The sequence below is a fragment of the SAR86 cluster bacterium genome, assembly GCA_029268615.1.
In the GTDB taxonomy this organism is placed as follows: Bacteria; Pseudomonadota; Gammaproteobacteria; order Magnimaribacterales; family Magnimaribacteraceae; genus JAQWNM01.
In genome coordinates this window covers 19,703-46,198 of sequence record JAQWNM010000016.1, presented here as the reverse complement: position 1 = coordinate 46,198, position 26,496 = coordinate 19,703, and the positions used below count along the sequence as shown (strand labels likewise).

Genomic DNA, 26,496 nt, shown 5'->3' with positions numbered 1-26,496 from the left:
CTATCAGATCAGCGCCGCTGCCCATTAAAAAAATCTTTGCCTGACCAGCTATCTCTATATCATTCCAAATTGCAGCATCATCTGAAAGCATTGGTATCCTAGACATCATTTCCACCCCGCCAGAAATAACATTATTGGCTTGCTGAGATTGAATTTTTAAATAGCCCAAATTTATTGCATCTAAGCTTGAAGAACAAAATCTGTTCACAGTTAGTCCTGAAATTGAATCAGGATACTTAGAATATAGAGCAGAAGCTTTTGCAATATTACCAGCCTGTTCACCATATTGAGTAACGCAGCCCAAAATCACTTCATCAATGGAACATAAATCTAAAAAATTTTTCTGCCTAATGTCTTTATATAGAACATCCAATAATTCATATGGGTTTAATTTGTTGAGCCCACCGTTTTTAACTCTGGCTCTAGGTGTTCTAATTGAATCAACAATGTAGACAGGATTCATAGATTTATAATTTTAGATCACTTTTTTGAGCCCAGGTAGCATGCGTTCCAGAGCAAATCTGATGTGGCATAGGAATCTCACAAACTGGTCCCTTTTCAATATCTTTCGCATCAAACAGCAAACAGGATGAAATTTTTTCATTAACATCATTGCTGATAGTTACTAAGTAACCGTCATCTTCATCAATTGCACTGGTTTTAGGTGCAAAACTAACTTCACTAATAAAAACATGCTCAGGAAAAATATATTTACTTAAAGATTTTTTTTGATGATCATGTTTAGTTATTCCATCAAAAGTAAAATGCCCCTTAGTAGGAACCATGCTATAAGTATATCTGTGCTCTGCACCGGCAATGTTCTGGTTGATGACACCAAACTCTATTGTTTCATTACAAATATCTTCTTCGGTTGTTACTCCAGTTTTTAGATTAAATTTCCATCTATGCAATCTGGGTTTTAATAAAGAGAAATCTAAAAAAGCCATCATCCGCTCAAGTCCCGTTGGAGCATCTACATAATTTTCTGGCCAAGGATGCTCTTGGAAGTATCCTTCTAATATCAATTCATCGCCAACCTCATATGCATTGTTCCAATGCAGAACATAAGTTGGATCAGCTTCAAACCATTTAATATCCTCTGGATTACCATATCTTGGGATGATCGCAAATCTTGATGGCAAGTCATGCAATCTGGTTGCATGAATTCCTTTTTTAAGCATCTCCTGATCCCAAAAAAGAGGCAAATCATTGATGATCGAATAATTCTTACTAAAAGCCATATCATGAGGCAGCCTTGGCCCAGGCAATTCAACCGGAATAAAATGTTTTAGATTCTGATTTTTATCAACCACCCCATAATTTAAAAATGGGGCATGTTTTGAATAATTAAAAAATAAAAGTTCGCCTGTTACTAAATCGACTTTTGGATGAGCTGATAAGCCGCCTGAAGGCACCCAGGATGCTTTGTTGAGAGTTTCTAGTGTCAAGGGATCTAACTGATACCCCTCTCCACATTGATAGAATGTTGAAAGTGGTTTCCCTCCATGAACAATAATATCAGTAGAGGATGAGTCTTTGATTCCGCCTTGTGCACCCCATCCTGGAAGCAAAGATGAGCCTGTTCTTTCCATCAGGCCCGCCCACATAGATTTTCCCATTTCCTGTTCAACTAAAAACCCTTCAGTTCGAATAAATTTATTTACATAATTTGCTTTGCCATTATCAAAATTAATTGAATGGATCATCCCATCTCCATCAAAGGGATGAAAGCGGCCAATAGGTTCATGAACCTGATTTTCAGTGTTTCTGTAATAAGCGCCTTCAATATCTTCAGGGATATCACCCAATGCATTTAGATCGGTAACTTCATACTCCTCGTAATTAGGCACCCATGCGTCTTTAAGATATGGATGATCATGAGTTTTAATTGAAGATTGAATGGTATTTGTTTTTTTAGTTTCCATGCTCTGCTCCCTGCAAGAACTCAGACTCAAGTTTCTCTACTATAGATTCTACGCTCTCTATCTTTTTAATTAAACCGACTCCTTGTCCTGCTGACCAAATATCTTTCCATGCCTTAATCTTATCCTGAGAAGAAGAAACGTTAAAACCATCTGTATTTGAATCTAAATTATCTGGGTCTAAATTATTATTAATGATGCTATCTTTCAAATAATAAGCTTCTGCTCCTGTAAAAAGATTAGTCATTCTTAAATCATCATAAGTTGAATGGATAATCATAGATTTATATTCAGCAACTGCATTGCTCTCTTGGGCCGAAATAAACCTTGTGCCCATGTAACTAAGATCAGCGCCTAATAATTTCGCTGCTCTGATATGTTGTCCAGTGGAAATTGAGCCAGCTAAAACTATTAACCCATCAAAAAACTCTCTTACATATGCTGTAAATGAGAAGGGAGAAAGATGGCCAGTATGGCCGCCTGCTCCATGACAGATTAGGGCCATTCCATCTACATTCATATCGGCACAACGGCGGGCAAAATTAATATTATTAACATCAGCGATTACCAAACCGCCATATGCATGCACTGCTTCTATTACTCGTTCAGGACTGCCTAAAGCTGTGATTACAATTTGCGGTTTAAATTTTTTAATTAAATCTAATTCCTCCTCAAATCGATCATAGGTTTTGTGAGCAATCATATTAAATGCCCATGGATTTGAAGTAGAGCCATTGATTTGCTGCATCCATTCCTCAAGCTCCTCAGTTGTTCTTGCATTAGGCCCTGGGAAAGATCCTATCAGTCCTGCTTTGCTGCTAGCTATAACTAATTTTGGTCCAGAGACTAAAAACATAGGTGCCACAATTACAGGTAATCGTAATTGATCTATTAACTTATTATTTTGCATATGCTTCAAGGCTTATATTTTCAAGTTTATTACAACTTTGGTGCGTTTGCTCATCTAGGTTATTCTTTTGAATGTTGAAGAATCATGCATATAATTAAATTATGCAAGAACGAGTATACATTCTGGGGGGCTATCAATCTGACTTTGCCCAAAATTGGCATAGAAATGAATTAGATCTTTTGGATGTCTTCAAAGACACAATCTCTAAAGGCTTGAACTCTGTTGATTTAGAGCAAAAAGATGTGGATGTTGCTCACGTTGGTAATTTCACAGCTGAACTGTTTTGTAATCAAGGTCATTTAGGTGGTTTTTTTGTATCTTCACACCCTGATTTCTTTGGTTTGCCATCTTCTAGACACGAAGCAGCTTGTGCTTCAGGGAGCATCGCAGCATTAGCAGCCTGTGCTGAAATTGAATCTGGGCGATATGAACTTGCCGCAGTTTTAGGGATCGAGCAAATGAGAAATGTTTCAGGTGAACAAGCTGCTCAAAATATTGGCGGCCCTGCAATGCGATCAGGCTTTGAATGCCAAGATGTTCAATACCCTTGGCCGCATATGTTTAGCGAGTTAACGAATGAATATGACAAAAGATATAGCATTGATGAGAATCATCTTTCAAAAATCTCAGAAATCAACTTTGCTAATGCTAAAAAGAATCCTAATTCCCAAACAAGGGGCTGGACCTTTGAATCTGATGCTTTCACTAGATCAGACCATTCAAATCCGGTAATTGAGGGTCGAACAAGAAAAATGGATTGCGGTCAGATCACTGATGGTGCTGCCATTATCTTTTTAGCAAGTGAAAAAAAGGCAAAGGAATATGCTGAAGCCAAATCAATTAAACTTGAATCAATTCCATACATCAAAGGATGGGGGCATCAAACAGGCCCAATTACCTATCAAGAAAAAATAGATTTTAGCCAGAATAAAGAATACGTCTTCCCTCATGTAAAAAAAGCCATTGATGATGCTTTTGCAAGAGCAAACATGCAGGGAGTTGCTGATATCGATGGAATTGAAACGCATGACTGCTTTACCTCAACTGAATACATGGCAATTGATCACTTTGGTATTACAAAACCTGGGGAAAGCTGGAAAGCGATTGAGTCTGGTGATATTGAAATACGAGGAAAAATTCCGATTAATGCTAGCGGTGGCTTGATTGGATTAGGGCACCCAGTTGGAGCTACTGGTGTGAGAATGTTATTGGATTGTTACAAGCAGTGCACCAATAATGCAGGCGACTACCAGATCGATAATGCTAAAAATATATCCACGCTTAATATTGGTGGAAGCGCAACGACAGTCGTTAGCTTTGTGGTTGGAACTGCCTAATTAAATAAATCTTTTAGCTCTCTTCTCAAAACTTTCCCAACTGAATTTTTAGGCAAGACATCTATGAGTCTCAGGTCTTCAGGCATTTTATATTTGGCGATTTGTTTTGTTTTAAGAAAATAAATAATTTCTTCTAAAGAAATGGTCTCGCCCACAGCCAAAACCGCAACTACGCCAACTTTTTCACCAAGTATTTCATCCTCATAACCCGTTACAGCAACTTCTAATAATTTAGGATGTGAGCTCAAAAGATTGTCTAACTCCTCTGGAGAAATGTTCATCCCACCTCGAATAATTAAATCTTTGCATCTTCCACAAAATTTATAATATTTCTGTTGCGTGTCTTTAGGAGAAATTTCAAATAAATCTCCTGTCCTGAAATACCCCTCCTCATCAAAAACTTCAGCATTAGCCTCAGGTGCATTCCAATAACCATCAAACACTGTTGCACCTGAAATGAGAAGCTCGCCAGGCTGATTGGACTCATTAATTTCTTCGTGAGTTTCCACATCAACCAATTTAGTTCGAACTAATTTTGATACAGGGTTGCTCCAATCTAGATTTTTAACACCAAAACGTGGGAAATATTTAGCTCTCAAATGTGGATCCTCAATCTCGTTACGAGCACTAAGCAAGGTTGCGCCTTCATTAGAGCCAAAGATATTTTGAACAGTTAAGTTGTATTTGTTTTGAAAGGACTCAACCATCCACTCGGACAAGGGAGCTCCGCCGCATCCAATAGATCTCAAGCTACTAAAATCCTGCTGATCAAGAATCCCAGGATTATTTAAGAGCATATTCATAATTGCTGGAGGTGCGATTGTATAATTGACCTTTTCATTAGCAATTTGGGCTAAAAAAACATTTAAATCAAAGGGGTGATGCTGGATGAGCTTACCTTTGCAAAGCAACCAGTTAAATAAAAAACCACCAATGCTTGCCATGTTAATCATTGGAAATGGGTTTAATAGAGTATCGCCCTCTTCCGTCTCTGATACAAAGGCAGCTGCCTTGGCCATGGGCAGCCACAGGTTATGACTTCTTGGAACGCCTTTCGGTGTTCCAGTCGTTCCTGACGTCCAGCAGATTGTAAAAACATCATTGGCTGACACTGGATTCTCCTTTGAATATGATTGCTGAGCCTTGAATGATTCTTCTGAAGGATGGAAGTCATGCAGATCGATGAAATCATTTACGCCGCCCAGCGAAAACTTGATCTCATTATTTAAAAAAACTGAGGAGAATTGTTCAGCATGCTTAGTTCCATTAAAAGTTTGAATGCTGATAAAAGCTTTCGGGTCTGTCTCGCTGATGATGCTGTTAATTTCATAGGCACCATATTGCATTGGAATGGGAGAACAAATAATTCCAAGTTTTGATAATGCTAAATAAATCATGGGTAATTCAACAACATTTGGTAATTGAACAATAACAATATCGTCTCTTCTCAAGCCATGTTCATAAAAAACACTTGCGTATTTCTCAACGGTTTCATGTATCTGATGAAAGGTTAATCTTTTGGGTAAATGTCCTGTAATATTAAATCGGTTTTCTGGGTCAACAAGCCCTTCTTGGTCTTTGCATTCAGCTAAAGCAGCTTCGAACAAAGAATAAAGGGTGTCATTTCCCCACCAGCCTCTACTAGTAAAATCTTGAATCCTATTTTTTGCAGTAAGTATCATTTTTTGATTATCTAAGTTTGCAATTCTTAATTTTAACTTACTACAATAAATAGTAAGTCGCCAGAATATTAAATTTTTTATCAAAAAAAAAATTCAGTCTAAGTTCCTTTGGTATGATTAATTCATGAATAACAAACAATCTAAAATAACTCGCAGCCTTCATTATATGTAACAACGTATCTATGAATCCTATTACCCATATTTAGATATTAAATTTATTGCCCAACCTATAACTTTAGGATTATTTTTAAGATGGTCTATTAAATTTCCGTCTGGATCTAAAATGCAAACTTTTGGTACCTCTCCTATTTATATTTTATTTTTTCTTCTAGATTCTCTTAAAATATTTTTAGACTGAAATACCGATGGCTCATCATAGACCTTATTAGTATTAATATCCGTGGTTTTAAATTCATTATCTGACATAAATTATTTCTAATGCTTAGCTTAGCTTATATTACTCTCTTTTTAATTTACTCTATCTACGTGAATTGTTAGTTTATTTATTTCTTCAGTTTAAGACTCAAGTGACATTAGGTACTCAGCTATTTTAAGAGGAGCACTTTCATTAGCTTTTTCTTCTGCAGCAGAATTATAATTTGTATTTGTATTAACATCATAAGTCCAAACCACTCCATCTTCATCTAAAATAATTTCAATACCTGCAATGCCTATGTTGTTATCAGAAAGAAAGGCTTCATAGTTTGACAGATTGTTTAATTCAAAATCTTTTAGAATATTAAATTTAGGTGCTGAACCTGTAGGGCAATTAGAATCAATCTGACATTCGTCTGCGGGGCATAGTTCAAACCCGTCTGAGGTATCTACTTCAACTGCATAAATAAATTTAGAATTAATAAATTCCATTCTGATAATTTTATTAGACGGAGCATGTATAAATTGTTGAAGAAGATTTATACCATCAGGAGAACTTTCAAATGATTTGCTGTTGGTAAATTCTTGAAGTGTTTCCTTGTCATGAAATTTATATACACCCAATCCTTTGCCAGCTCTATTATGCTTTGAAATTAAAGGGAAATTTACTTCGTCTGCTCCATTTATAATTTCACTGATCCTAGCAGTAGCAAAAGTCTTGGGTGTGAGAATTTTATATTTTTCTAATTCTTGGTACTGTCTAATTTTGCTTATTTCTAGGTCTAACGCCCTTGATCCATTTACTACCGTTCTTGAATATCTCTCTAACCATTCTAAAATTCCAATGGCTAATTCCGGTTCATACCTATGATCTCTAGTATGAGAAGATGCGCTCATTCTATTATAATAAACTGCTTCTTCAGGAATCTGCTGAAGATTGAGATTAATTTCAGGAAGATACCAAAATTCATATTTTAAATTAAGGACATTGAAGGCTTCTTCGAATGGAGGGATCCATTCCTTGTTTTCGTGAATGACAATGATCATGTATATTCTCCCTAGAATAAAAAACCTGCAGCTTTCACTAAACAGGTTTATCAAAGAGAACTCTATTTAGCTGTATTTATAAAGCACCCGCAAGCTGATTCAAATCGGTGCTGAAGTCTATTATAAGAATAAAATATATTTCTAGCAACTAAGAAGGCTGCTCTAATTTATAAGTTTAAGAATCTACTGATCTTGTATCCTTTGCCATTCTTCCCAACCCATATAACCAGTAAACTTATCATCATCGAAGAAAATTATTGGTCCATTGCTGATGAAAAGATATTCTGTGTCCTCCAAAGCTTTAGTTTCATCATGAAGCATGCCATTTGGTTCATAAACATAATCGCCTGCGTTGAGTAATCCTTCTCTTACTTTTAACTGTCCAGAAAGAATAAAAGTATGAGAACCTGAAAGATGTTTATGAGGATCAGCCGCAAACCCTTTAAGCCATCTAAATAATACAGCCCAATTTCCACTTTCAGAGCCAATATACAAGATCTTTACAAATGCCCTTTCTTCCCCTTCAATATATGGCATCCAATCCATTTTTGATGCCTTGACTAAAGTATCCATTAATTCTGAGTTAACTGGATTTATCTCTTGTGGTAATCCCATAATAAACCTCCCCAATTTATTATTTGTTCAAAATAACCATAAACTCATAGCCAAACTAATTCAACAAAAATCACACTAAATCTCAGAGATTATCTAAAAGATTAATAGTAATCCTTTAATTATTAGCAGAGTTGATAAACCGGCAAGTAAGATCTTAAGTAATATATCAAAAATATTTTTAGATATTTTTTCTAAATAAACTTTAGCCAACCAAGCCCCTAAAAAACCTGTAATAGTTGTACAAATAACCAACAATAGATACTGAATTATTAGAAAATTAAATAGCAAAATAAAAGCTATAATTTTAAAAAGATGCTGAGCTACCATAATTGCGCCATGTGTCCCTATTAATTCTTTAGGTTTTAGGTCTTTAGTTGCTAAAAATGCAGATACAAGAGGCCCATTGGCTCCCACTAGCATGCCGATGCATGCCGAAATGAGTCCACAAATTGAATTTGGAAGAAACTTACCGACAACTTTCAATACATTCTGAGAATAAATCATCAATATAATAAATAATCCTATTAATAGAAGAATAATTCCTTCTGAGATGGCAGAAAATAATGCAATTCCTATTAAAGACCCAAAAACGCTTCCATATAAAACTGGCTTAAAGATGGAAAAGACAATGTCTTTTCTGAAAAGAAAAGTTCTTGAAATATTATTTGAAAGTTGAATAAGAGCATGTATTGGAATTAAAGATGAAGGAGGGAAATATTGGGCCAACGATGCCAACATGATCATTCCTCCGCCTAAACTTGCAATGGAAGTTATAAAAGAAGTAACAAAAGAGATTAAAGAAAAAATAATAAGAATTTCAATTTCTAACATTAAGAACTGTCCTTATGAGCTATTAAGACTTATGTAAGTCTCGATAAAGTGAGGGTAGAAATTTAGATAAATGGTTCATTTCTTCAGCGCAATGGGAGAGTAAATTCTTAGTTATTACTTCTTTCAACAAAATAGATTTTATTTTTTTATTATTTAATAATCGGTTAAATAGAAAGTTTAAAAAACTATTACTATGCTTAAGATTTGCTCCTAACCAAAAACTTCTTTGCATCCTTGACCCATCAGTATATTTAGCAACTAAATGAGTTAGGCTTGCTATAGATAACCTTTTTTTTAAATCTTGAACATGGGCACAAATTGCTGTTTCTTCTTCGGAATTTAGAATAGGAAAGCCAAACTCTTGAGGGTCTACAAAGCTTATGCAAAGGTGATTTAGATCTTTGCCTATGTATTCCTTAACATATGAATCCTTATTAATGTATTTCTCTTTATCTGTTGGATAAATAGAATTATCTTCTTTTAAGATAGAAGAAACATGAGCTAGAGGATGCCATAATTTATATCTTTCTGTTCGAGGTAAGTGCCAACCAAACCACCAATCAATCATCTTTGGAGTTACCTCAGGCATATCAGTAATACAAGTAACTAGAAACTCTCCATCTTCATTTCTGTAGATTCTTGTTGCAAAAGAAGATTCTTTATTACTCTTATAAACATCCTTAAATCCACTAAATTCTAAATTACATATTTCATCTCTTAATGATTCCTGAATAACTATAGGCAGTTCATCCATAGGGTATTTATACTTATCTATATTCATAGTTTATTATTTAGGAAAGATCGTAAGTCAATTTTTCCTTCCATATACCTAACAGAACCTCCACCAAGTAAAACTCTATTACCTTTTAACTGACATTCTAAATGTCCACCTCTAAGAGAATATTGGCGAGCACTTAATTTACTTTTATTTAATACTTTTGCCCAATAAGGTGTAAGTAAAGTATGCGCCGAACCAGTAACTGGGTCTTCTTCAACCCCTAACTTAGGATAAAAACATCTTGAAATAAAATCTTCATTAGAGCTGACAGAGCTAATTATCAGGCCTCTTGAATCTAATTCTGAAACAACATTAAAATTTGGATAAATTGACTGTATTATTTCTTCATTTTCAAAGATTGCTAAGAAGTCATCTCTACCCTTAAATAAATATTTAGGTTTGATGCCAAGTGCCTTTAAAATTAAAGGATGCTCTTCTACCTGTTTAGGATTATCAACTGGAAAATCTAGATAAATTAATTCATCTTTTTTAAATGCTCTCAATTCTCCACTTTTTGATCCAAATGTTATTTGACTTTCCTCTATGGAAAGATATTCATCAAAAAGAATTCTGGCCGAAGCAAGAGTTGCGTGCCCACATAGATCAACTTCCGAGATAGGACTAAACCATCTAATGGAAAAAGGCGAGGTATTTAAATTAACAAATGCAGTTTCTGATAAATTATTTTCAGAAGCTATTAGCTGCATTGTTCTATCCGGCAACCACTCTTCAATCGGACATACTGCAGCAGGGTTTCCTTTAAATATCTCATTTGTAAAAGCATCAACCTGATACAAGCTAATAATTTGCTTCATTTCTTCTTAAGTATCTTTTTAATAAAAGAAACTTCTCTTTTAGAAAAAGGTGTGCCATCTTGCCTTAAAATATCATGAAACCAAAGATCAGGCTCATCTAATGATTCTCCTTCTTTTATGAATTCTCCCTTATCTTTTTTTTCTTTTCTTTTAAGAATAGTTTCCCAGCTAAAGTTGGTTTGACTTTTTCCTGCTACTAACCCCCAATTATAAGAACCTATATTATATTTCTTTAATATAGGTAAACTAAACTCAAAAGTGGTTCCATACTCACGTGCCATATATTCAGTGCACATAACAGGCCTCCCTATTTCAAGCAAATCCTTAATGATTTGCTCAAATTTATTTGCTTCGTAAGCATGAAAAGTGATTATGTCTGACTTATTTTTATTTAAATCTATGATTTGCTTACCAATGGAGCCTTCAAGACAAGAAGTTAATGGTTGAGACGGCCTGACTTCATGCGACCAATCCCAAACATTTTCTAATAATCTAAGAGAGTTTTCTCCAATTCCAAACTGACCTGGTTCATTATAAATGTCCCACATTAGAATTCTTTCATCATTACAATACATCTCTAAAACTCCTTGAATGAATTTCTTTAGTCTCTGTATGTGAGATGAATTAGTTGATTCTTTGATTTCATTAACAATCATATGACCAGGACTTTGTTTCCAGCCAGAATTATGCACTCCTTGAATAGGGAGGGGTTGCTTCCCAAGATTTGGAAATGGATAGTGACAATCATCAAATAAAACTAAAATGGGTTTAATCTGATGATTGCTACAGACATCAAGAAAAATATTCAATCGCTCTGTAAATCCGTCTTTCTCTTCCCAAAGCAAATCATGCAAATATACTCTTAAAGAATTAAAACCTAAATCTCTTGCCCATCCTAATTCTCTATTAATTGTTTCAAGATCAAATGTTTCCTTTTGAAACATTTCTAATTGATTGATTGCTGAGCTTGGCAAAAAATTACACCCCACAAGCCAATCTTGTTTGTTGTACCAATTAAATGCTTTTTCGGGAGTCCAAATACTCACTTTTATATGTATTAAGTTAATTTCTAGTTTAACTTATAGACGAAACATAAAAAAGCGACTCGACCGGGTTAACCGAGTCGAATCGCTTTTTAAATTAGCTTTATAAAGTTTTAATTAAAATTCAGCTGAAAACTCTATTCCATATCTAGCGCCTTCATTCCACCATCCACGCGATGTTAAACCACCAATAGTAGACCACCTCTCCTCTCTCTCATCAGTTATATTCTGACCAAAAACTGAAATACTATAATTATCAAAAGAGTAAGTGATAGTTGCGTTAAGATTATCAATGCTATCAAGGGTTCCGAGTGCAGCATTGGAAGCATTTGCTTCCATTTTATCTCTGAAGCGATAAGATAATCTAGTTTGAAGATCGCCGTTTCCTACTGGGATAGTATAGGATGTAGTTAAACCAAATGTATTTTCGGGAGTATTACGAGGTGTTAAACCTGAGTTATCAGTAATAATATTATCTCCATTCAAATCAGCAAGATATTCATCAAATTCTGATTTCATAAGCCCATAATTCGTCATAACATTCCATGCATCTGTAATCTGATACATTAACTCTAGCTCTATCCCATTCATATCTAATGAAGCAGCATTACGCACAACTGTTGCAACATTTGTTAGGTCTACCGGAACTAGAATGGATTCCTGTTTATCTTCATATTTAGCTACAAACGCAGAAGCATTAAAAATCATTCTTCCTTCTAGCCATGAACTTTTCATACCAAGTTCAAAGTTCTTAACATATTCAGGATTATATGAAGGGTCGATATTAAAGTTCGCCTGGCGACCAAAGAAACCACCACTCTTAAAACCTTCACTGTAAGAACCAAAGACCATCATGTCGTCATTAGGCTGATATTTAAAGCCAACTTTTGGAGTAGTTTCAGTCCATTTACCATAAAACGGCACTGGACTAGCAAGAGGAGGTCTTGGGTCGCCTCTTAGAGGGTAATAAGGAACACCAGCATTTCCTCCAAGGAAATCTTTTTCCTCTTCAGTCCAACGTAAACCAGCTGTTAAAGTCCATAAATCATTAATACGCCAATCTCCTGAAAAGAATACCGCTTGGGAGTCAGTTGTTTGTTCTTGACCATTACTGCTTGCAACATCACTTCCCCAGCCACCACCTTGCCAGCCAATTAAACGTGACAGTTGATAAAATAAATCAAAAACATCCCAAGCTTGTTCATAATCTACACTCCAGTCATAAATACCAGCAACAAACTCAAATGTTTCAGAGAATTGCGAAGTTATTCTAAATTCATGACTAGTTTGCTCCCATTCATTGAAGTAGTTCATTCTTAGAAGATGAGCTGGAGCACCGTCAAAATCCTGCATATTTTGTTCATCCATGTCTCGGTTTGCAAATATATATGTATAGAGGAAATTATCAGTATTGTAATTAGAAGTAACTATAGTTGACTCATATTTATTATCACTGAAATTTGTACCATCAGATTCAGTAACATCTGGACCATCATTAGCATCCTTTTCACAACCTACTGCAGGATCAAAACCTATTAATTGAATAGTACAAGCTAATTCACCAACTTGGTTTCTATTAGTATAAGCTCCTTGGATACTCTTATCCTCCATAATCTCATGATGAATCTTCAAACTAAAATTATCATCAGGCTCCCAAAGAGTTGTAAAACCATAATTCCTAATATCATCTCCCCCAACATCTTCTTGACGAGTTGTATTATATATATGACCATCGTGCTCAATGTTTGCAGCGAATAATTTGATACCTAATTTATCTTCAATAAGAGGGAGTTGAACCACTGCTTTGAAATCTTGACGACCATTATCACCAGTAGTCACTTTAAGATTAGCTCCATACTCCATACTCACAGGAGTTCGAATAATATTCAAGACCCCACCTGTAGTATTTTTACCGTGAAGAGTTCCTTGTGGACCACGAAGTACTTCAATACGTTCAATGTCAAAGTTCTGTAAAAGCACACCACTTGCTGTTCCAAGGTACATACCGTCCATGACAACGCCAATTGCTGGTTCAAAACTTTTATCTACTTCAGATGAAGAAACACCTCTGATAGTAATTGCTGCGCCACTAGCAATGCCCGGTGTTCTGTTAATGTAAATATTAGGTGCAAACCCTTGAATATCGTCCATACGACGAACGCTGGATTCCCTCAATTCTCCTTGGATAGCTGTAACAGCTATTGGAACATCTTGAATTGACTCATTACGCTTTGTAGCAGTTACGACGATCTCTTCCAAAACTTTTGTAGATTCTTCTGCGAAAATAATATCTGTCTTAACAATTGCAGATATCATTAAAACTGCTATAGCAGCTGTAAGCCAGTTGACACCTAAAATAAATCTAGATGAAATAAGTCTTTCTTTTAAAATCATAATTTTCCCCAATTAATGTTTAAAAATTTCTTTATAAAAACAAACAGTCTTGATTGTTTTTTTAATTTACTCCCCCCTTTATACTCTTATCATTTTGAAATGACAACTGCCTTCTTTGTATATGGTTAAATATTAAGTCTGGCCTTGAATATAAACCACATCAAATCATAAGTAGTGCAATCCTAAAATTATTATAAACCTTGTCAGATATCAAATATTATTCATAATGAAAAACTCCTGAAATATTTATAATATGAAATTATATAAACATTATTTAACGTATCTAACTCTTTCACTAACTATCTTATTTTCTTGTAGTCCACAAAAAGAAGAAGGCTACAAAACTCCTAAAGATGATGGAAGTAATTGGGAAAGATATGGAAGAACCTATAAAGAAGATCATTTCAGCCCATTGAATTTAATAAATGATGAAAATATAGAACGGCTTGGACTTTCTTGGTTCTATGACCTGCCAACTTCTACAAGTAGCGGAGTAGCTGCTCCCTTGGCTGTTGATGGCGTGCTTTTTTTTGCAACCGGCCATAGTTTAATTCATGCCATGAATGCAGTGACTGGCGAACTGCTTTGGAGATATGATCCTGAGGTTTATGAGGTCGTTGGTGAGGAATTGAGAGGATCTTGGGGTGTAAGAGGTATAGCTTATTCAAATAATAAAGTTTTTACTGGAACTGTTGATGGAAGATTAATAGCGATTGATGCTAAAAAAGGAACATTATTATGGTCTGCTAATACCACCGAAAAAAATGATGGTAGATATATAACAGGCCCTCCTTATGTAATAGGAGACAAGGTAATAATCGGTCATGGGGGAGCTGACTTTAGACCCGTTCGTGGCTACGTCACTGCTTATAATATAGAGACCGGAGAGAAAGCGTGGCGTTTTTTTACTGTTCCTGGAAATCCAAAAAATGGTTTTGAAAATGAAGCTATGAGACTAGCAGCTAAAACTTGGACTGGAGAATGGTGGAAATACGGAGGAGGAGGAACGGTATGGCACGCAATGGCCTACGATCCTGAATTTAATCATGTCTATATTGGCACAGGGAATGGGGCTCCATGGAATCAAAAAATTAGAAGTCCTGGAGGAGGCGATAACTTATTTTTAAGCTCAATAGTAGCCTTGGATGCAGATACAGGTGATTACATCTGGCACTATCAGAGTAATCCGGGAGACACCTGGGACTATAATGCAGCTATGGATATAGAGCTTGCAGAAATACCCATAGATGGCATCTCTAGAAAAGTTATCTTACACGCTCCAAAAAATGGTTTTTTCTATGTGATAGATCGTAAAAATGGAGAGTTAATATCCGCAGAACCTTTTGCTAATGTAAATTGGGCCGAAAAGATTGATATTGATTCTGGCCGTCCTATTGAAAATCCAATGGCTCGCTATCCGGATAATACTCCTTTTATGATGTCTCCCGATGCTTCAGGAGCACACGGTGTTGCAGCTATGTCTTTTAATCCTAATACAAAACTTGTTTACCTACCTGTAAGAAATAGAGGAGGAGCTGTTGTTGGCCCTTCTAAAATAGAAGATTGGAAATATTCAGATCATTTTTACCTTGAAACTGGAATGGGGATGTCTCCTGCTGATCTTATTCCTCCTAAAAGTAACGGCTGGTTATCTGCTTGGGATCCAATCGACCAAAAGGAGGTTTGGAGGGTTGATATGGTCGGAACTAAAAATGGTGGTACGATGACCACAGCAGGTAATTTAGTAGTTCAGGGGCAAGCGACTGGAGAATTAAGCGTTTATACCGCTGATTCTGGCAATAAAATCTGGTCTTTCGATACACAAAATGGAATTAATGCCCAACCAATAACTTATAAAGTAAATGGAAAACAATATATAACTCAACTAGTAGGTTGGCAGGATTTTATCTACTCCGGTCAAGGTCCTCGTTGGGATTATCGTTCCCAGAAACGTCGAGTTCTAACTTTTGCCTTAGACGCTGATAAATCTTTACCTCCATTAGAAAAATTCAGACTACCTATTACAGATATTCCAGATTTTATAATAGATGAAAATTTAGTAACGTTGGGTGAAGAGCTTTATAATCGAAGTTGTCTAGCCTGTCATGGTCCAGCTTTACTAGCTGATGGTGCCGCACCAAATTTATTGCGTTCACAAATATCAGAATCGCTTGAGGCTATGATTGAAATTCTGCACAAAGGCACGTTGCTCAACCGAGGCATGCCTCCTTATCCGGAATTATCTGTAAAAGAAATAGAAGGTTTGCAGCACTATATTCGGAAGTCAATCAGAGAAGAAATATCTAAATAATCCACCTAAACAAATTCAGAGAAAACTTATTATGTATAATTTATTGAAATTACCAATTAAACTTTTCTTTAAAGTGGTTTAGATATTCGGAATAAACTTCGTCCATTATCTCTGCAGTAAGGCCATATGTTTCTAAGGAGTATTCATGTTTGCCTTTTTTATGTCTTGGGTTGCTAGAATCCCAGGCCAACATTTTATTTTTGGAAGATTCTTGTAAATCCATACCACAGAAATTATATATTTTTTCAATTGCAGTCTCTGCGGAATCTGCCATTTCTTTATAATCAATATCTATAATTTTAAGTTCCGGAATCTCTTTACGTATAGCCAAATGTCTTTCCATACTCTCTGCTTGACCATGTAAATACATTGGAACTTGATCTTGTATATCTCTGTTACTAAATGGTTTATAAAAGTATGTTAAAAGTTTCATTGACGAAGCGAGTGTTATTTTTGGGTCACGATGAGTCATAACTAAATAGGCATCAGGAAAAATATCCAATAATTCGTGCTCTAATCCATAGTACATAGGGCACTTAAGTATCCATCTCTTAGATTCGTCAGCAAGACCTTGCCATTGCAAATATTTCAGAGTATCTCGTAAATGTGTAAATTGTATCCGAATATCCTTACTCATAGCCCATTCTACATAAGCGTCCATTTTTGCAAAAGCCGGAAATATATTTGTAACCAGACTATGCTCTAAGATAAAAGAATCTTCCTCTGGTTCCATAGCAAGGAATTGATGCCCTACTTTATTTTCTGGCGAATTTTGTTCAAAAAAATCTTCAAATTCTAATCCCTCATCTATTCTTTGTTTTGTTGATTCATCTCTACTACCTGTAATAAGAGAAGGATTTAAAGTCATCCATAAAACCAACCAATTGAAATCACCCGATTTACTCAATATTTTTTGAGATTTAGTTGAACCAGTCCTAGGCATGCCATGGATAAATATTGGAGCATTTATTTTTTGATCTAGTATTTCTGGATGGTTAGCAATATCTCGTTGCATTCTTAGCCTGTTAGACAATATGCGCAATAACTTTTTCTGCTTTGCAGCGCATCCAATCTCATGCAAATCTGCTTCTTCGTTTATTGAGTTTACTAATCTAGTTATAGGTTCTACTGCTTCTTCGTCAATAAGATCAATTCCAGTTAATTCGCGCGCGCGCGACATGAGATCTTCACCCTCAAGAATATTGTGACTTATAGAATTCATTATTTAACCTCCTAGGTATTTTGTCTTAAGTTTGGAATGAGAGCTGTGTGTTGCATCGGACCTAAATCAGAACATAGCCGAAGGCCTGGCATAGCTGAGACAACATCTGGAATCCGATTGAAAAGAGTTGATGCTGAGTGATAAACGGAATTACGTCTATCTACCCTAATCGAGCAATTGGGCATTCCATCAACGTTCCATTCAACATACTCTTTCTCATTCGGTAATAATAATCGTAACTCTGTATGTAGTGTGGCTATAATTCCTTCTTCAGTGTGAATTTCAGAGACTATCTGAGTCCCTACTGTAGTGCTAGTATCTAAAGTTCTATCAAGGGCTTTACAATAAATGGATTCCTTAAAAAATATAGCTTCATTCCGCTCCTTAATCTGACTGACTTTATATCCAAGTTGATAAAGGACATGCAAAACATTTCCTGTGTGAAAACCAGATAAAGGACTTTCCTCTCCATTCATTCTTTTTGCAAATTCATTCTCTGTAAGGCCAACTCCACAAAAATCCATAGCATGGAGTCCTCCTTGTGATACATCGGTAATACTTTTATGACTTAGAGCATTTATATCCGTGCAAGGTCCAGTTACCAATAACCCAGCGCCTACTCGAGTCATGTCCCATAAACTAGTTCCTGTTAATGTAACTTTATTTTTCTTAGCTAAGATATCTATCTTTTCTGCGATTTCAGAACTTACCCCTTGAGGAAATGAAGCTTGAGCTCCATGACAAATAACATTTATACCTGCACTAAGTAAATGCCTGTAAGCAGGAAAGGTATCTTTTAAATAATCTGAGATGGCAACTATTCCAATATCAGCTTTCATTTTAAGGTAATCAGCTAACTCGCAATCCTGAATAGTAATACCTAACTCCTTATCAAGACCCAAGATTTTACCTAAATCTTGACCTATTTTTTCTCCTGCTCTATTCACCGCACCAACAATAGGCCAACCCTTTTTTAGAGCAATTTTCGCAACAGTGACTCCGTATTGACCAACACCATAAATAAGGATCCTAGGTTTATTCAATACCTTACTTTTGCGATATTTAAATTCTTCCATATTTCTTTAAAAAGATACGCTTCTTCCACCATCAACAGTAACAATCTCTCCAGTCATATAGGAACCAGCTCTTGAAGCCATATATATAGAAATGCCAGCCATATCATCCCCATTCCCTTCTCTAGGTATTGGATTTGATTTAGCAAACATTTCCCTCTTGACCGGATCCGGTTCAGCAGCAATAGCAAGACCTGTGCTAAAGAAACCAGCTGCGATAGCATTTACATTGATATTAAAATCGCCAAGATCTTTAGCCAGTACGCGTGTCAGTTGATTTATACCAGCCTTACTTACTCGGTAGGAATAATCTTTCATTCCGCTAGTCCTGATAGCAGCAATTGATGATATGTTTATAATCCTAGAAGGATCTTCTAATGATGCAGGAACTTTTAAAAAAGGTAATAAAGCTTGAGTCATAAAAAATACTGATTTTAAGTTAGTATTTAATACCTGATCCCAGCCTTCCTCAGGAAAATCTTCTATAGAGTTTTGCCAAACTATGCCAGCATTATTAACAAGAATATCTAATGAAGTCTCCTTCTTAGAAAATTGATCAACCAATTCCTTTATACTCGATACGGAAGAAACATCACCTGGAAGTGGACTACATTTTACATGCTCAGTAGAGATTTTCTTAGCAGTTTGATCGCATTCCTTTTCACTACGAGAGGAAATATAAACTTTACAGCCTGCTTCAACGAAACCTTTAGCAATCATAGCTCCAATTCCTTTTGAGCCTCCTGTCACTATTGCTGTTTTCCCTTCTAAAGAAAATAAAGTAGATATATTCATAACTGACTAATCAGATTAATCCTCATTAAGTTCTTCAATACTAATATTTCCAAATTCTTTTAAAACAATTAACTCTCTATTTTTTATCTTCCATGTGTCATCTATAAGAACCCATTCATCGGTATACTCTCCCCACATTTCATAAGATTTAGTCTCATTGGAGTCTTTACTAGCATGCTGAATTAAGGCAGAAGACTCACTAATTGCACGATCTCCCATAACTTTAATTCTTAAATTGGAAAATAGATGCTGAGTTACACCAACGTCTGATAGACCTTCTTCACACATTTTTATTATTTCCTTTCTATTTTTACATTTAAAAGGAGTATCACTATCTTTAGATCCATAGGAGGTCTCAGCATCTTCAGTGAAAACTAATTTCAACTCTTCCCAATTTTTGTCATCTAAAGCAATTGCATAAGCATAGATCTGCTCTTCAATGCTTGCCCTGGCCAATATATTTTTAATAGAAGGATCCATAATAATTGAGTTTTATAATTTACCTTGATCTCTCATCTTTTTTCTAATCTTCGTTGCGCTGATTTCATTTATTTCTAAGTCAAACACTTCCTCTTCAAAAACATAACCTACTCCTCTTCCATAAGTGATGTTGACTACATTAGGAACGAGCATAATCTCGTAATGAATTCCTCTTCTATAAGCATCTTTTTCTAAACCAATTTCTATATTTTTACAAACAAAATCCCAATCAAAAGGATTATCCTCTTGACCATCGCCTCCAGAAGCTCCATGAACATCTCTTACTTGGATAATTACTTGACCAGTCTTATCAATAGCTCTTTTAAATAATTCTTGGTGACCATCATGCCATGGTTGCCATCTTCCTAGCATTTGAACTGTTGGTTTCTGCCAATCAAACATTTTAATTTATCTCCTATTTAAGATTTAAAAAATTGCACTGCATTCATACTCAAATATTAATGAACAAAATTTACTTTCATTTTTGATATACGAAAACCTCTGTTTCGCATAATATATCATAATGAGTTCCTATGAAATAAAAGAAGAGTTAAGTCTAAGGAATTCATGGAATGAATTTTGTGACTCTCTTAAAGAGGCAGGATCCATTATTAAAGTTGAAGAACTCAATGATCCTTTCCTTGATAGTGCTGAGGGCTATAGATACTTAACAAGGCTCTTAAGGGCAGGATTAGAAATGTCTCTGGAAAAGGATGATAAGTATTTTCCTGAATTTTATTCTTTATGCCATGAAACAGCTAAATTTGGCGGTGATAACCCAGACAACTTATACCAAACTGCCACCATAGATGGGTCCTTAAATTATAGAATTTGGGGGAATAAAGGAACTGTTCACTATTTAAGTTTTATTACTAATGAGAACCGATATGCTGAAGATGGAACCATGACCAAAACTGGTGAACTTGAACCAAAAGATATGCTCTTTGATAATGACGGAAATTTTGAGATCTTTTTGAGCCAAAAACCTAAACAAAAAAATTGGCTGCCAATGGAATTAGGTACAAATTTTGTGGTAGTAAGGCAAACATTTTTAGACAAATTAACTGAGACTCCAGCTAACATTAATATTGAGTGCTTAAATGGAATAGATAAGCCCCCTAATTTATCCATTCATCATATGGAACAAGGTTTAAAAAAAGCAGTTAATTTTGTCAAAGGCACTTCTAATACTTTTAATAATTGGACTAAAATATTTAAAGAGCAACCTAACCAATTTTCGTCTATTGAACAATCAATGTTTTTAAATGCTGGCGGGGATCCTAATATTCACTATATATATGGACATTGGACACTAGATGAGGGTCAAGGCCTCATTATCAAAACTCAAATTCCAACATGTGAATATTGGAACTTACATTTAAATAATCACTGGCTAGAGTCTTTAGATTCTCGTTATTTTGATATCTGTATTAATAATTCCAGTGCCAAGGTAGAATCTGATGGTTCGTTGATAGTTTTAGTATCCGCTAAAAATCACGGTGTAAGTAATTGGCTAGATGTAGCTCATCATAAGTCTGGAACAATGACATTAAGGTGGGTCAATTCAGATACTTTTCCATTACCAGAAACTGAGGTTATTAACCTAAAAGACTTTTAGTATTTATAGATTTTTCTAATCTATTTGATTTTTTAATTGAGTATTAAATAATCGGATCAATGGGAGTTGGGCAAGCTGATTCAGCTTGAATAACCTCTGCTGCTAGCAAGCATAGATCTTCTCTGTATAAATCAGAATAGATTTGAACTCCTGTAGGAATACTATCCGATACGCCCATTGGCAAAGCAATTGATGGTAAGCCAAGGCAGTTTCCTGGTACTATAAATATAAAACTATCCTTTAAAGCTTGATCACCTTTTTGAGGGTCAAGGTCTGTGTTAATAGGCCAAGGAAGATTTGACCAAGTAGGTCCTATACAAACTTGAAAATCAGTTAAAAAAGATGACCATAGTTTTGTAAGTCTATTTCTTTCTATTAAAGCTTCCTCTAGATTGATCCCATTGGATAAAAAGGGTTTAGAAAAACGTTTTAAATAAGCAGCTGTTTCAGGTTTGAAAACCTCATCAGGAAGACTACCCATTAGACCATTATTTATTATAGATCCCCAAACTTCATATACTCTTTCAACTTCTGGTGCTTCCACTTCTTCTATTGACCATCCATTATTAGATAATATAGATCCAGCTTTATCTATTTCCTTTTTAGTTGCATCAGGCAGATTAAAATTAGTAATATCCTTTATCAAACCAGCCTTTAGCTTTTCGGGAACTTTCCCTTCTAAAGGGCTATCCACTGACCATGGATCATCAATATGTCTTCCTGCCATTATTGATAAACCCGTTCGTAAATCCTTTACTGAACGAGCCATGGGACCATCTGATAAAAAAGCACGAGAGATACCTAAGTCTTTAAATCCTTCTATGGAATGCACATAAGGAATTCGACCCAGAGTAGGGTTAAGGGATGCTATACCGCAACAATAGGCTGGATTTCTAAGGGAGCCTCCAATATCATTTCCTAGACCAAAAGGGCTCATCCCGGTAGCAATAGCGGCTGCCTCTCCTCCGCTAGATCCTCCTGGTGTTAAAGCTTTATTCCAAGGGTTGAAGGTTCTACCTCTTAAAGGGTTATCTGTATCAAGACGCATTCCCATTTCAGGCATATTTGTTCTTCCAATAGGTATTGCTCCAGCTGACAACATACGATCAACAATAGGAGCATTTCTTAAAGGTATCGATTCGGCTAACATTGACAGTCCATGGGTTGTGGGAGTTCCAAGAAAATCTATATTTTCTTTAATAGTAAAGGGAACTCCATGTAATGGTCTTTGTCGATCTTCTTTACTAGCACTGTCTGCTGTTTGAGCTGCCTTTCTTGAAGAATCTTCTAAAACGGTGGTGATTGCATTGATATCAGGATTAACCTCTTCTACTCTTTGAAGGTGAGCACTGATAATTTCTGCACTGGACGCTTCTTTGTTTCTAATTAAATCAGCTAATTCAGTAGCACTTTTTTTACATAATGCATCCATGCCATCTCCTTAAATTAACATCTTAACAATACTTTATCAGACTTATTTAATTTAACTATTCTTCTGTTGATACTCCAGAATTAATATCAACTTTAAAAAATAGGAGAATTCCTGTTATTGCACTTAACAACGCTAGAATAGAAAATATCTTTAGGAGTAAATTATTTATATCATCCCTTTCTTGCCAATCCATAATATGGAATCCCCACATTAGATCCCAAACACTCCATTGAAAAGACCGAATAGCAACAATCTCACCAGAATACATATTGAGGTAAACATTTATTTCTTTATCATCAATGTCACTGCTCAATACTTTATAGAGCGGTAATTCTCTGCCCCTATATTCTGATCCATTTTTTTGTTTTATTATCTCTTCTGCACTTATAGGATTTAATGTTGTTCTGTCTTGCACTATCTTTTTTGCTTCTTTTGAAGAAATTTTAGCAATCGACTTACCATCAATATCTAGATATTTAGTATTTAGTTCTCTTTTACTTACTAAAATATCTTCTCCTAGTCTTTTCATAACTTTTACATTTATAGCGTCATAAATTTCAAAATCGAAGTTGCTGAGATTAAAAGAGTAATTAGGAATTAGCCTGTATTGTTCGCCTCTAACTAGCTCAATTTTATTAAATGCAAAGAAGATACCTGAAATAGTCCATAACAATAACTGTAATGAAATAAAGAAACTCAAATATTTATGAATATAACGGATAAGAAATCTCATCTTTTAAGAATTTGTACGATCTCATCAACCTTACTATCAAAAGAACTATCCCCTTTTAAAGATTCTTTTACGCATTCTCTAAGATGCCTCTTAAGTATCTTGCCTTCAACCGAAGTTATTGAATTTTTAACGGCTTTAATTTGATGTAATATTTCAATGCAATATTTTCCATCTTCAATCATCTTTTCAATCCCACGAATTTGTCCTTCTATTCGCTTTAAACTATTTAATTGGTTTTTATGGCAAGGATGTTTCATATATCAAATAAAATTTGGAATGATGTAGGTGAAAGTTGTAGCAAAGAGAAAAATTACTACTGAAAAATAATAAATTATTCTAGATCTCTTTCTAGTTTGCATGCAGATTTTTCCACTTTCAGGGTCAGAAGGACAAGGCATTTTATAGGTTTTATAATTTACATAACCAGCAATAAAAATCATAAGAATAGCAAAAAAAGTTATATAAAATTTATACTGAGATAGAATTATTAAAAATGGAAAAGTGCTTACTAAGCTTGCAAAGCTAGCACCTGCTCCAAGTGCCACAAAAAGAGCTGGCAAAGCACAACATATTAAGGTTGATGATGAGGCAAATAATGAGAAAAAATTTGCTGACTTATCATTAATAACCTGGTTACTGCTCATAATTAAAATTCAATAATTTGAAGGTCAGTCGCATTTTGTCCATTCGACATAATTTTCATTTTAATATCTTTAAAATCTATGTTCTTTTCTGAGCTGTATGCAATTAAAACCTTGCCTCCAGTTAGGTCAACATCCACTTTTAAAACACTCTTGTCCCTTCTAAATGTTTTCTCAATTCCTCTGGCACAAAAATCACAAACCATTCCACTAACGCTAATAATGGCCACTTGCTTGCCCTTAAGATTTGATACAAAGGTATCAAATCTCTTAGAGTCAACCTCCAAAAGCTTGCCATCAACCATGGTGTCATGCAGATGGCCTTCATGACCGTGTGCATCCATATCATGCATTGCATGATCCTGAGCAGTTGCTGAAACAGAAACAATAATTAAAAATAAAAAATAAAAAATTTTCATACTTTCTCCTTAAAACCTATACATTAAATGAACATCCCATTTTGATGAATCGCTGTATCCTATCTCCATGAGAGCGTTCCCCTTGAACATTTTTAAAACTGGATATGTATCCCAATTATCGATTAGCTCGTTATTTTTAGATTTTAGCATTAGCCAGGTGTGAAGGTCGCCATATTCTCCAATGTAGGGTGCGATACCAACTTGAAAATACTGTTCAAAATAATCTTGCCTTTTAGTTTCAGTTTTTTTGTAACCAAATCCTGAAAACAACCTCCTTGTTTCCCAGTCTCCATGAGTACCATAAAAATAATTATCCATGCCATCTGATGAAATTCCAGATTGGAAATATAGGTTTCTTTGAGAATCCTTTGTATTTTTTCGATTAAGCAAATATGTAAACCTTAGGTACGAATAACTTGAATTAAAATATTTATCTTTTACTTTCTGTATTCCTATTGAGAATTTATAATTAGGAGAGTAGTGGTAGTAAGCGGAATCCTGCATTTGATTAGATATCATCATGAGAGTAGAGCCTCCAGAATATGAAATAGGCCGCGCCTCAAGCTGACTCAACATCAATAATAAGATTGAAAAAAAAACAAACTTTATACCCATAGGGGGTATATTATACAGGCATTCTACTCTGTTAACTTAACTAATTCTTAGAATAAAAAAAGATGAAATGCCTACTTTATGAACTCAAAGTTAAGCCACAAGTCCAGCGCTATAACCGGAAGACCAGGCCCACTGGAAATTATAGCCTCCTAGATGACCAGTAACATCAACTACCTCACCTATAAAGAATAATCCTGGATGATCTTTGATTTCCATGGTTTTAGAATTAATAAAATCTGTATCTATTCCACCTAATGTTACTTCCGCAGTTCTATAGCCTTCGGTTGCAGCAGGTCTTAACTTCCATGCATTAAGAAGATTTCCTATTTGTCGGATATTCTCTTTACTAATTTCTGCAAGCGGATGATTTTTGTAATCAAACCAAAATATTTCTTCTAACTCCAATACCAATGCCTTTGGTAAATAGTTATTTAACATATTCCTAATAAGAGTTTTGGGATATTTATCTTTCTCATCTAATAAAACCTTAGAGGCATTAATTGAAGGAAGTAGGTTTATAATAATCTGGTCTCCTGGATTCCAGTAATTTGAAATTTGTAGAATAACTGGACCACTCAAACCGCGATGGGTAAATAGCATTGACTCTGAAAAATTTTTATTATTGCTAGTAATTATTACTGGAGCCGATAAGCCAGATAATCTTTCGCATAAATTTTTAATATTATCAGAGAACATAAAGGGGACTAAGCTTGCTCTTCTAGGTATTAAATCCAATTGAAATTCCTTAGCTAAGTCATATCCAAAACCGCTCCCTCCCAAAGTTGGAATAGAAAGAGCTCCTGTTGCAACAACTACAGATTTGCACTCGAAACAAATATTCTTAGCTGATGGATTGGTATTGGGTCTAGAAATTACTTCATATAATGGATCTAGGCCTTCCTCATCTTTTAGGATTACTTTTTCTGTGTCCATATCAGTATATAGCTCTACCCCTAACTGATCACACTCTTTTAGCAACATGTTAAGAATATCCTTAGAAGAATTAATACAAAATAATTGATGATGCTTTTTTTCTTCATAAGCTATTTCATGCTCTTCAACCATAGAAATAAAATCACTAGGGGTGAATCTTTTCAATGCTGCTTTACAAAAATGGGGGTTATTTGAAAGGAAATGCTCTGGTTCAACGTAAAGGTTAGTAAAATTACAGCGGCCACCACCGGACATAAGAATTTTCTTTCCTGGCATGTTAGATTTTTCTAATATCAGAACATTTTTATTTCGTTTAGCAGCAGTTATTGCACACATTAATCCTGCAGCTCCAGCACCTAGAATAACGACATCAAAATTCTTTTTCATTAGATTCATTTTACCTATTAATACAAGCTACTGCTTTAGACTTTTATTCTGCTGATGGTCATTATGACTTATGTTCACGCTGACAACA

26 protein-coding genes are annotated in these 26,496 nt (G+C 35.1%); 3 read left to right on the top strand and 23 right to left on the bottom strand.

Annotation, left to right across the window (positions count from 1 at the left end; all coding sequences use genetic code 11):
* The 3 genes from P8J93_08265 to P8J93_08255 form a co-directional block, all read right to left on the bottom strand.
* Positions 1-463 (bottom strand): acetyl-CoA C-acyltransferase (locus P8J93_08265; protein ID MDG2061791.1); only part of this gene is annotated, 463 nt, incomplete at its 3' end.
* Between the two features lie 4 nt (positions 464-467).
* Positions 468-1,925, bottom strand: coding sequence for a carotenoid oxygenase family protein (locus tag P8J93_08260; protein ID MDG2061790.1), 1,458 nt, complete (start codon positions 1,923-1,925; stop codon positions 468-470).
* Positions 1,915-2,832 (bottom strand): nitronate monooxygenase, encoded by a 918-nt coding sequence (locus P8J93_08255; protein MDG2061789.1) that lies wholly within the window; start codon positions 2,830-2,832, stop codon positions 1,915-1,917. The genes P8J93_08260 and P8J93_08255 overlap by 11 nt, the downstream gene beginning before the upstream one ends.
* A 101-nt stretch (positions 2,833-2,933) precedes the next feature.
* On the opposite strand from P8J93_08255, the gene P8J93_08250 reads away from it, so the two are divergent.
* Positions 2,934-4,169 carry an acetyl-CoA acetyltransferase gene (locus tag P8J93_08250; GenBank protein MDG2061788.1) on the top strand — a complete coding sequence of 412 codons (1,236 nt, stop codon included), beginning with the start codon at positions 2,934-2,936 and terminating at the stop codon, positions 4,167-4,169.
* On the opposite strand, the gene P8J93_08245 is transcribed toward P8J93_08250, so the two are convergent.
* The 8 genes from P8J93_08245 to P8J93_08210 all read right to left on the bottom strand — a co-directional run bounded on the left by P8J93_08245 (position 4,166) and on the right by P8J93_08210 (position 13,749).
* Entirely contained in the window at positions 4,166-5,851 is a 1,686-nt protein-coding gene (locus tag P8J93_08245; GenBank protein MDG2061787.1) for a class I adenylate-forming enzyme family protein, read from the bottom strand. The genes P8J93_08250 and P8J93_08245 overlap by 4 nt on opposite strands.
* A 516-nt stretch (positions 5,852-6,367) precedes the next feature.
* Positions 6,368-7,273: an alpha-L-glutamate ligase gene (locus P8J93_08240; GenBank protein ID MDG2061786.1), complete on the bottom strand. Its 906-nt coding sequence runs from the start codon at positions 7,271-7,273 to the stop codon at positions 6,368-6,370.
* Between the two features lie 183 nt (positions 7,274-7,456).
* On the bottom strand, positions 7,457-7,888 hold the full coding sequence (locus tag P8J93_08235; protein MDG2061785.1) for a cupin domain-containing protein: 432 nt from the start codon (positions 7,886-7,888) through the stop codon (positions 7,457-7,459).
* 93 nt (positions 7,889-7,981) lie between these two features.
* Positions 7,982-8,719, bottom strand: coding sequence for a sulfite exporter TauE/SafE family protein (locus P8J93_08230; GenBank protein ID MDG2061784.1), 738 nt, complete (start codon positions 8,717-8,719; stop codon positions 7,982-7,984).
* Positions 8,720-8,741: 22 nt separating this feature from the next.
* Positions 8,742-9,500 carry a hypothetical protein gene (locus P8J93_08225; GenBank protein ID MDG2061783.1) on the bottom strand — a complete coding sequence of 253 codons (759 nt, stop codon included), beginning with the start codon at positions 9,498-9,500 and terminating at the stop codon, positions 8,742-8,744.
* On the bottom strand, positions 9,497-10,312 hold the full coding sequence (locus P8J93_08220) for a PhzF family phenazine biosynthesis protein (GenBank protein ID MDG2061782.1): 816 nt from the start codon (positions 10,310-10,312) through the stop codon (positions 9,497-9,499). The genes P8J93_08225 and P8J93_08220 overlap by 4 nt, the downstream gene beginning before the upstream one ends.
* Positions 10,309-11,358: a 1,4-beta-xylanase gene (locus tag P8J93_08215; protein MDG2061781.1), complete on the bottom strand. Its 1,050-nt coding sequence runs from the start codon at positions 11,356-11,358 to the stop codon at positions 10,309-10,311. The genes P8J93_08220 and P8J93_08215 overlap by 4 nt, the downstream gene beginning before the upstream one ends.
* 114 nt (positions 11,359-11,472) lie before the next feature.
* A complete protein-coding gene (locus P8J93_08210) occupies positions 11,473-13,749 on the bottom strand; it encodes a TonB-dependent receptor (GenBank protein ID MDG2061780.1) in 2,277 nt (758 codons plus the stop codon).
* A 253-nt stretch (positions 13,750-14,002) separates the two neighbouring features.
* Here P8J93_08210 and P8J93_08205 point away from each other — a divergent pair, with 253 nt between their 5' ends.
* Entirely contained in the window at positions 14,003-16,060 is a 2,058-nt protein-coding gene (locus P8J93_08205; GenBank protein ID MDG2061779.1) for a PQQ-dependent dehydrogenase, methanol/ethanol family, read from the top strand.
* 49 nt (positions 16,061-16,109) lie between these two features.
* On the opposite strand, the gene P8J93_08200 is transcribed toward P8J93_08205, so the two are convergent.
* Genes P8J93_08200 through P8J93_08180 form a run of 5 tightly spaced genes read right to left on the bottom strand, consistent with a single transcriptional unit; the run spans position 16,110 to position 20,032 of the window.
* Complete coding sequence (locus tag P8J93_08200) at positions 16,110-17,282, bottom strand: sulfotransferase (protein MDG2061778.1); 1,173 nt, start codon at positions 17,280-17,282, stop codon at positions 16,110-16,112.
* Positions 17,283-17,293: 11 nt separating this feature from the next.
* Positions 17,294-18,358: a hypothetical protein gene (locus P8J93_08195; GenBank protein MDG2061777.1), complete on the bottom strand. Its 1,065-nt coding sequence runs from the start codon at positions 18,356-18,358 to the stop codon at positions 17,294-17,296.
* 6 nt (positions 18,359-18,364) lie between these two features.
* On the bottom strand, positions 18,365-19,150 hold the full coding sequence (locus tag P8J93_08190) for an SDR family oxidoreductase (protein ID MDG2061776.1): 786 nt from the start codon (positions 19,148-19,150) through the stop codon (positions 18,365-18,367).
* Positions 19,151-19,165: 15 nt separating this feature from the next.
* The gene (locus P8J93_08185; protein MDG2061775.1) at positions 19,166-19,630 is read right to left on the bottom strand and encodes a nuclear transport factor 2 family protein; all 465 of its coding nucleotides are present in this window, start codon (positions 19,628-19,630) and stop codon (positions 19,166-19,168) included.
* A 12-nt stretch (positions 19,631-19,642) separates the two neighbouring features.
* On the bottom strand, positions 19,643-20,032 hold the full coding sequence (locus tag P8J93_08180; protein ID MDG2061774.1) for a cytidyltransferase: 390 nt from the start codon (positions 20,030-20,032) through the stop codon (positions 19,643-19,645).
* A 121-nt stretch (positions 20,033-20,153) separates the two neighbouring features.
* On the opposite strand from P8J93_08180, the gene P8J93_08175 reads away from it, so the two are divergent.
* Complete coding sequence (locus P8J93_08175) at positions 20,154-21,248, top strand: DUF1214 domain-containing protein (GenBank protein MDG2061773.1); 1,095 nt, start codon at positions 20,154-20,156, stop codon at positions 21,246-21,248.
* A gap of 43 nt (positions 21,249-21,291) precedes the next feature.
* Here P8J93_08175 and P8J93_08170 read toward each other — a convergent pair whose 3' ends face one another.
* From P8J93_08170 to P8J93_08140, 7 genes are all read right to left on the bottom strand, one after another.
* Positions 21,292-22,680, bottom strand: coding sequence for an amidase family protein (locus P8J93_08170; GenBank protein MDG2061772.1), 1,389 nt, complete (start codon positions 22,678-22,680; stop codon positions 21,292-21,294).
* 55 nt (positions 22,681-22,735) lie between these two features.
* Entirely contained in the window at positions 22,736-23,413 is a 678-nt protein-coding gene (locus P8J93_08165) for a PepSY domain-containing protein (protein ID MDG2061771.1), read from the bottom strand.
* A complete protein-coding gene (locus P8J93_08160; protein ID MDG2061770.1) occupies positions 23,410-23,670 on the bottom strand; it encodes a metal-sensitive transcriptional regulator in 261 nt (86 codons plus the stop codon). Before P8J93_08160 ends, P8J93_08165 begins: the two co-directional genes overlap by 4 nt.
* Positions 23,671-23,673: 3 nt before the next feature.
* Positions 23,674-24,057 carry a hypothetical protein gene (locus P8J93_08155; GenBank protein ID MDG2061769.1) on the bottom strand — a complete coding sequence of 128 codons (384 nt, stop codon included), beginning with the start codon at positions 24,055-24,057 and terminating at the stop codon, positions 23,674-23,676.
* A gap of 2 nt (positions 24,058-24,059) precedes the next feature.
* Positions 24,060-24,473, bottom strand: a complete 414-nt coding sequence (locus tag P8J93_08150) for a heavy metal-associated domain-containing protein (protein MDG2061768.1) — start codon at positions 24,471-24,473, stop codon at positions 24,060-24,062.
* Between the two features lie 9 nt (positions 24,474-24,482).
* Positions 24,483-25,049, bottom strand: coding sequence for a hypothetical protein (locus tag P8J93_08145; protein MDG2061767.1), 567 nt, complete (start codon positions 25,047-25,049; stop codon positions 24,483-24,485).
* 129 nt (positions 25,050-25,178) lie between these two features.
* Positions 25,179-26,417 carry an NAD(P)/FAD-dependent oxidoreductase gene (locus P8J93_08140; protein MDG2061766.1) on the bottom strand — a complete coding sequence of 413 codons (1,239 nt, stop codon included), beginning with the start codon at positions 26,415-26,417 and terminating at the stop codon, positions 25,179-25,181.
* Between the last annotated feature and the right edge of the window lie 79 nt (positions 26,418-26,496).

Bases quoted from the DNA above. Each gene is read 5' to 3' on its own strand.
- P8J93_08260 (MDG2061790.1), bottom strand. From the start codon at position 1,925: ATGGAAACTAAAAAAACAAATACCATTCAATCTTCAATTAAAACTCAT.
- P8J93_08255 (MDG2061789.1), bottom strand. From the start codon at position 2,832: ATGCAAAATAATAAGTTAATAGATCAATTACGATTACCTGTAATTGTG.
- P8J93_08250 (MDG2061788.1), top strand. From the start codon at position 2,934: ATGCAAGAACGAGTATACATTCTGGGGGGCTATCAATCTGACTTTGCC.
- P8J93_08245 (MDG2061787.1), bottom strand. From the start codon at position 5,851: ATGATACTTACTGCAAAAAATAGGATTCAAGATTTTACTAGTAGAGGC.
- P8J93_08240 (MDG2061786.1), bottom strand. From the start codon at position 7,273: ATGATCATTGTCATTCACGAAAACAAGGAATGGATCCCTCCATTCGAA.
- P8J93_08235 (MDG2061785.1), bottom strand. From the start codon at position 7,888: ATGGGATTACCACAAGAGATAAATCCAGTTAACTCAGAATTAATGGAT.
- P8J93_08230 (MDG2061784.1), bottom strand. From the start codon at position 8,719: ATGTTAGAAATTGAAATTCTTATTATTTTTTCTTTAATCTCTTTTGTT.
- P8J93_08225 (MDG2061783.1), bottom strand. From the start codon at position 9,500: ATGAATATAGATAAGTATAAATACCCTATGGATGAACTGCCTATAGTT.
- P8J93_08220 (MDG2061782.1), bottom strand. From the start codon at position 10,312: ATGAAGCAAATTATTAGCTTGTATCAGGTTGATGCTTTTACAAATGAG.
- P8J93_08210 (MDG2061780.1), bottom strand. From the start codon at position 13,749: ATGATTTTAAAAGAAAGACTTATTTCATCTAGATTTATTTTAGGTGTC.
- P8J93_08205 (MDG2061779.1), top strand. From the start codon at position 14,003: ATGAAATTATATAAACATTATTTAACGTATCTAACTCTTTCACTAACT.
- P8J93_08200 (MDG2061778.1), bottom strand. From the start codon at position 17,282: ATGAATTCTATAAGTCACAATATTCTTGAGGGTGAAGATCTCATGTCG.
- P8J93_08195 (MDG2061777.1), bottom strand. From the start codon at position 18,358: ATGGAAGAATTTAAATATCGCAAAAGTAAGGTATTGAATAAACCTAGG.
- P8J93_08190 (MDG2061776.1), bottom strand. From the start codon at position 19,150: ATGAATATATCTACTTTATTTTCTTTAGAAGGGAAAACAGCAATAGTG.
- P8J93_08185 (MDG2061775.1), bottom strand. From the start codon at position 19,630: ATGGATCCTTCTATTAAAAATATATTGGCCAGGGCAAGCATTGAAGAG.
- P8J93_08180 (MDG2061774.1), bottom strand. From the start codon at position 20,032: ATGTTTGATTGGCAGAAACCAACAGTTCAAATGCTAGGAAGATGGCAA.
- P8J93_08175 (MDG2061773.1), top strand. From the start codon at position 20,154: ATGAGTTCCTATGAAATAAAAGAAGAGTTAAGTCTAAGGAATTCATGG.
- P8J93_08170 (MDG2061772.1), bottom strand. From the start codon at position 22,680: ATGGATGCATTATGTAAAAAAAGTGCTACTGAATTAGCTGATTTAATT.
- P8J93_08165 (MDG2061771.1), bottom strand. From the start codon at position 23,413: ATGAGATTTCTTATCCGTTATATTCATAAATATTTGAGTTTCTTTATT.
- P8J93_08160 (MDG2061770.1), bottom strand. From the start codon at position 23,670: ATGAAACATCCTTGCCATAAAAACCAATTAAATAGTTTAAAGCGAATA.
- P8J93_08155 (MDG2061769.1), bottom strand. From the start codon at position 24,057: ATGAGCAGTAACCAGGTTATTAATGATAAGTCAGCAAATTTTTTCTCA.
- P8J93_08150 (MDG2061768.1), bottom strand. From the start codon at position 24,473: ATGAAAATTTTTTATTTTTTATTTTTAATTATTGTTTCTGTTTCAGCA.
- P8J93_08145 (MDG2061767.1), bottom strand. From the start codon at position 25,049: ATGTTGAGTCAGCTTGAGGCGCGGCCTATTTCATATTCTGGAGGCTCT.
- P8J93_08140 (MDG2061766.1), bottom strand. From the start codon at position 26,417: ATGAATCTAATGAAAAAGAATTTTGATGTCGTTATTCTAGGTGCTGGA.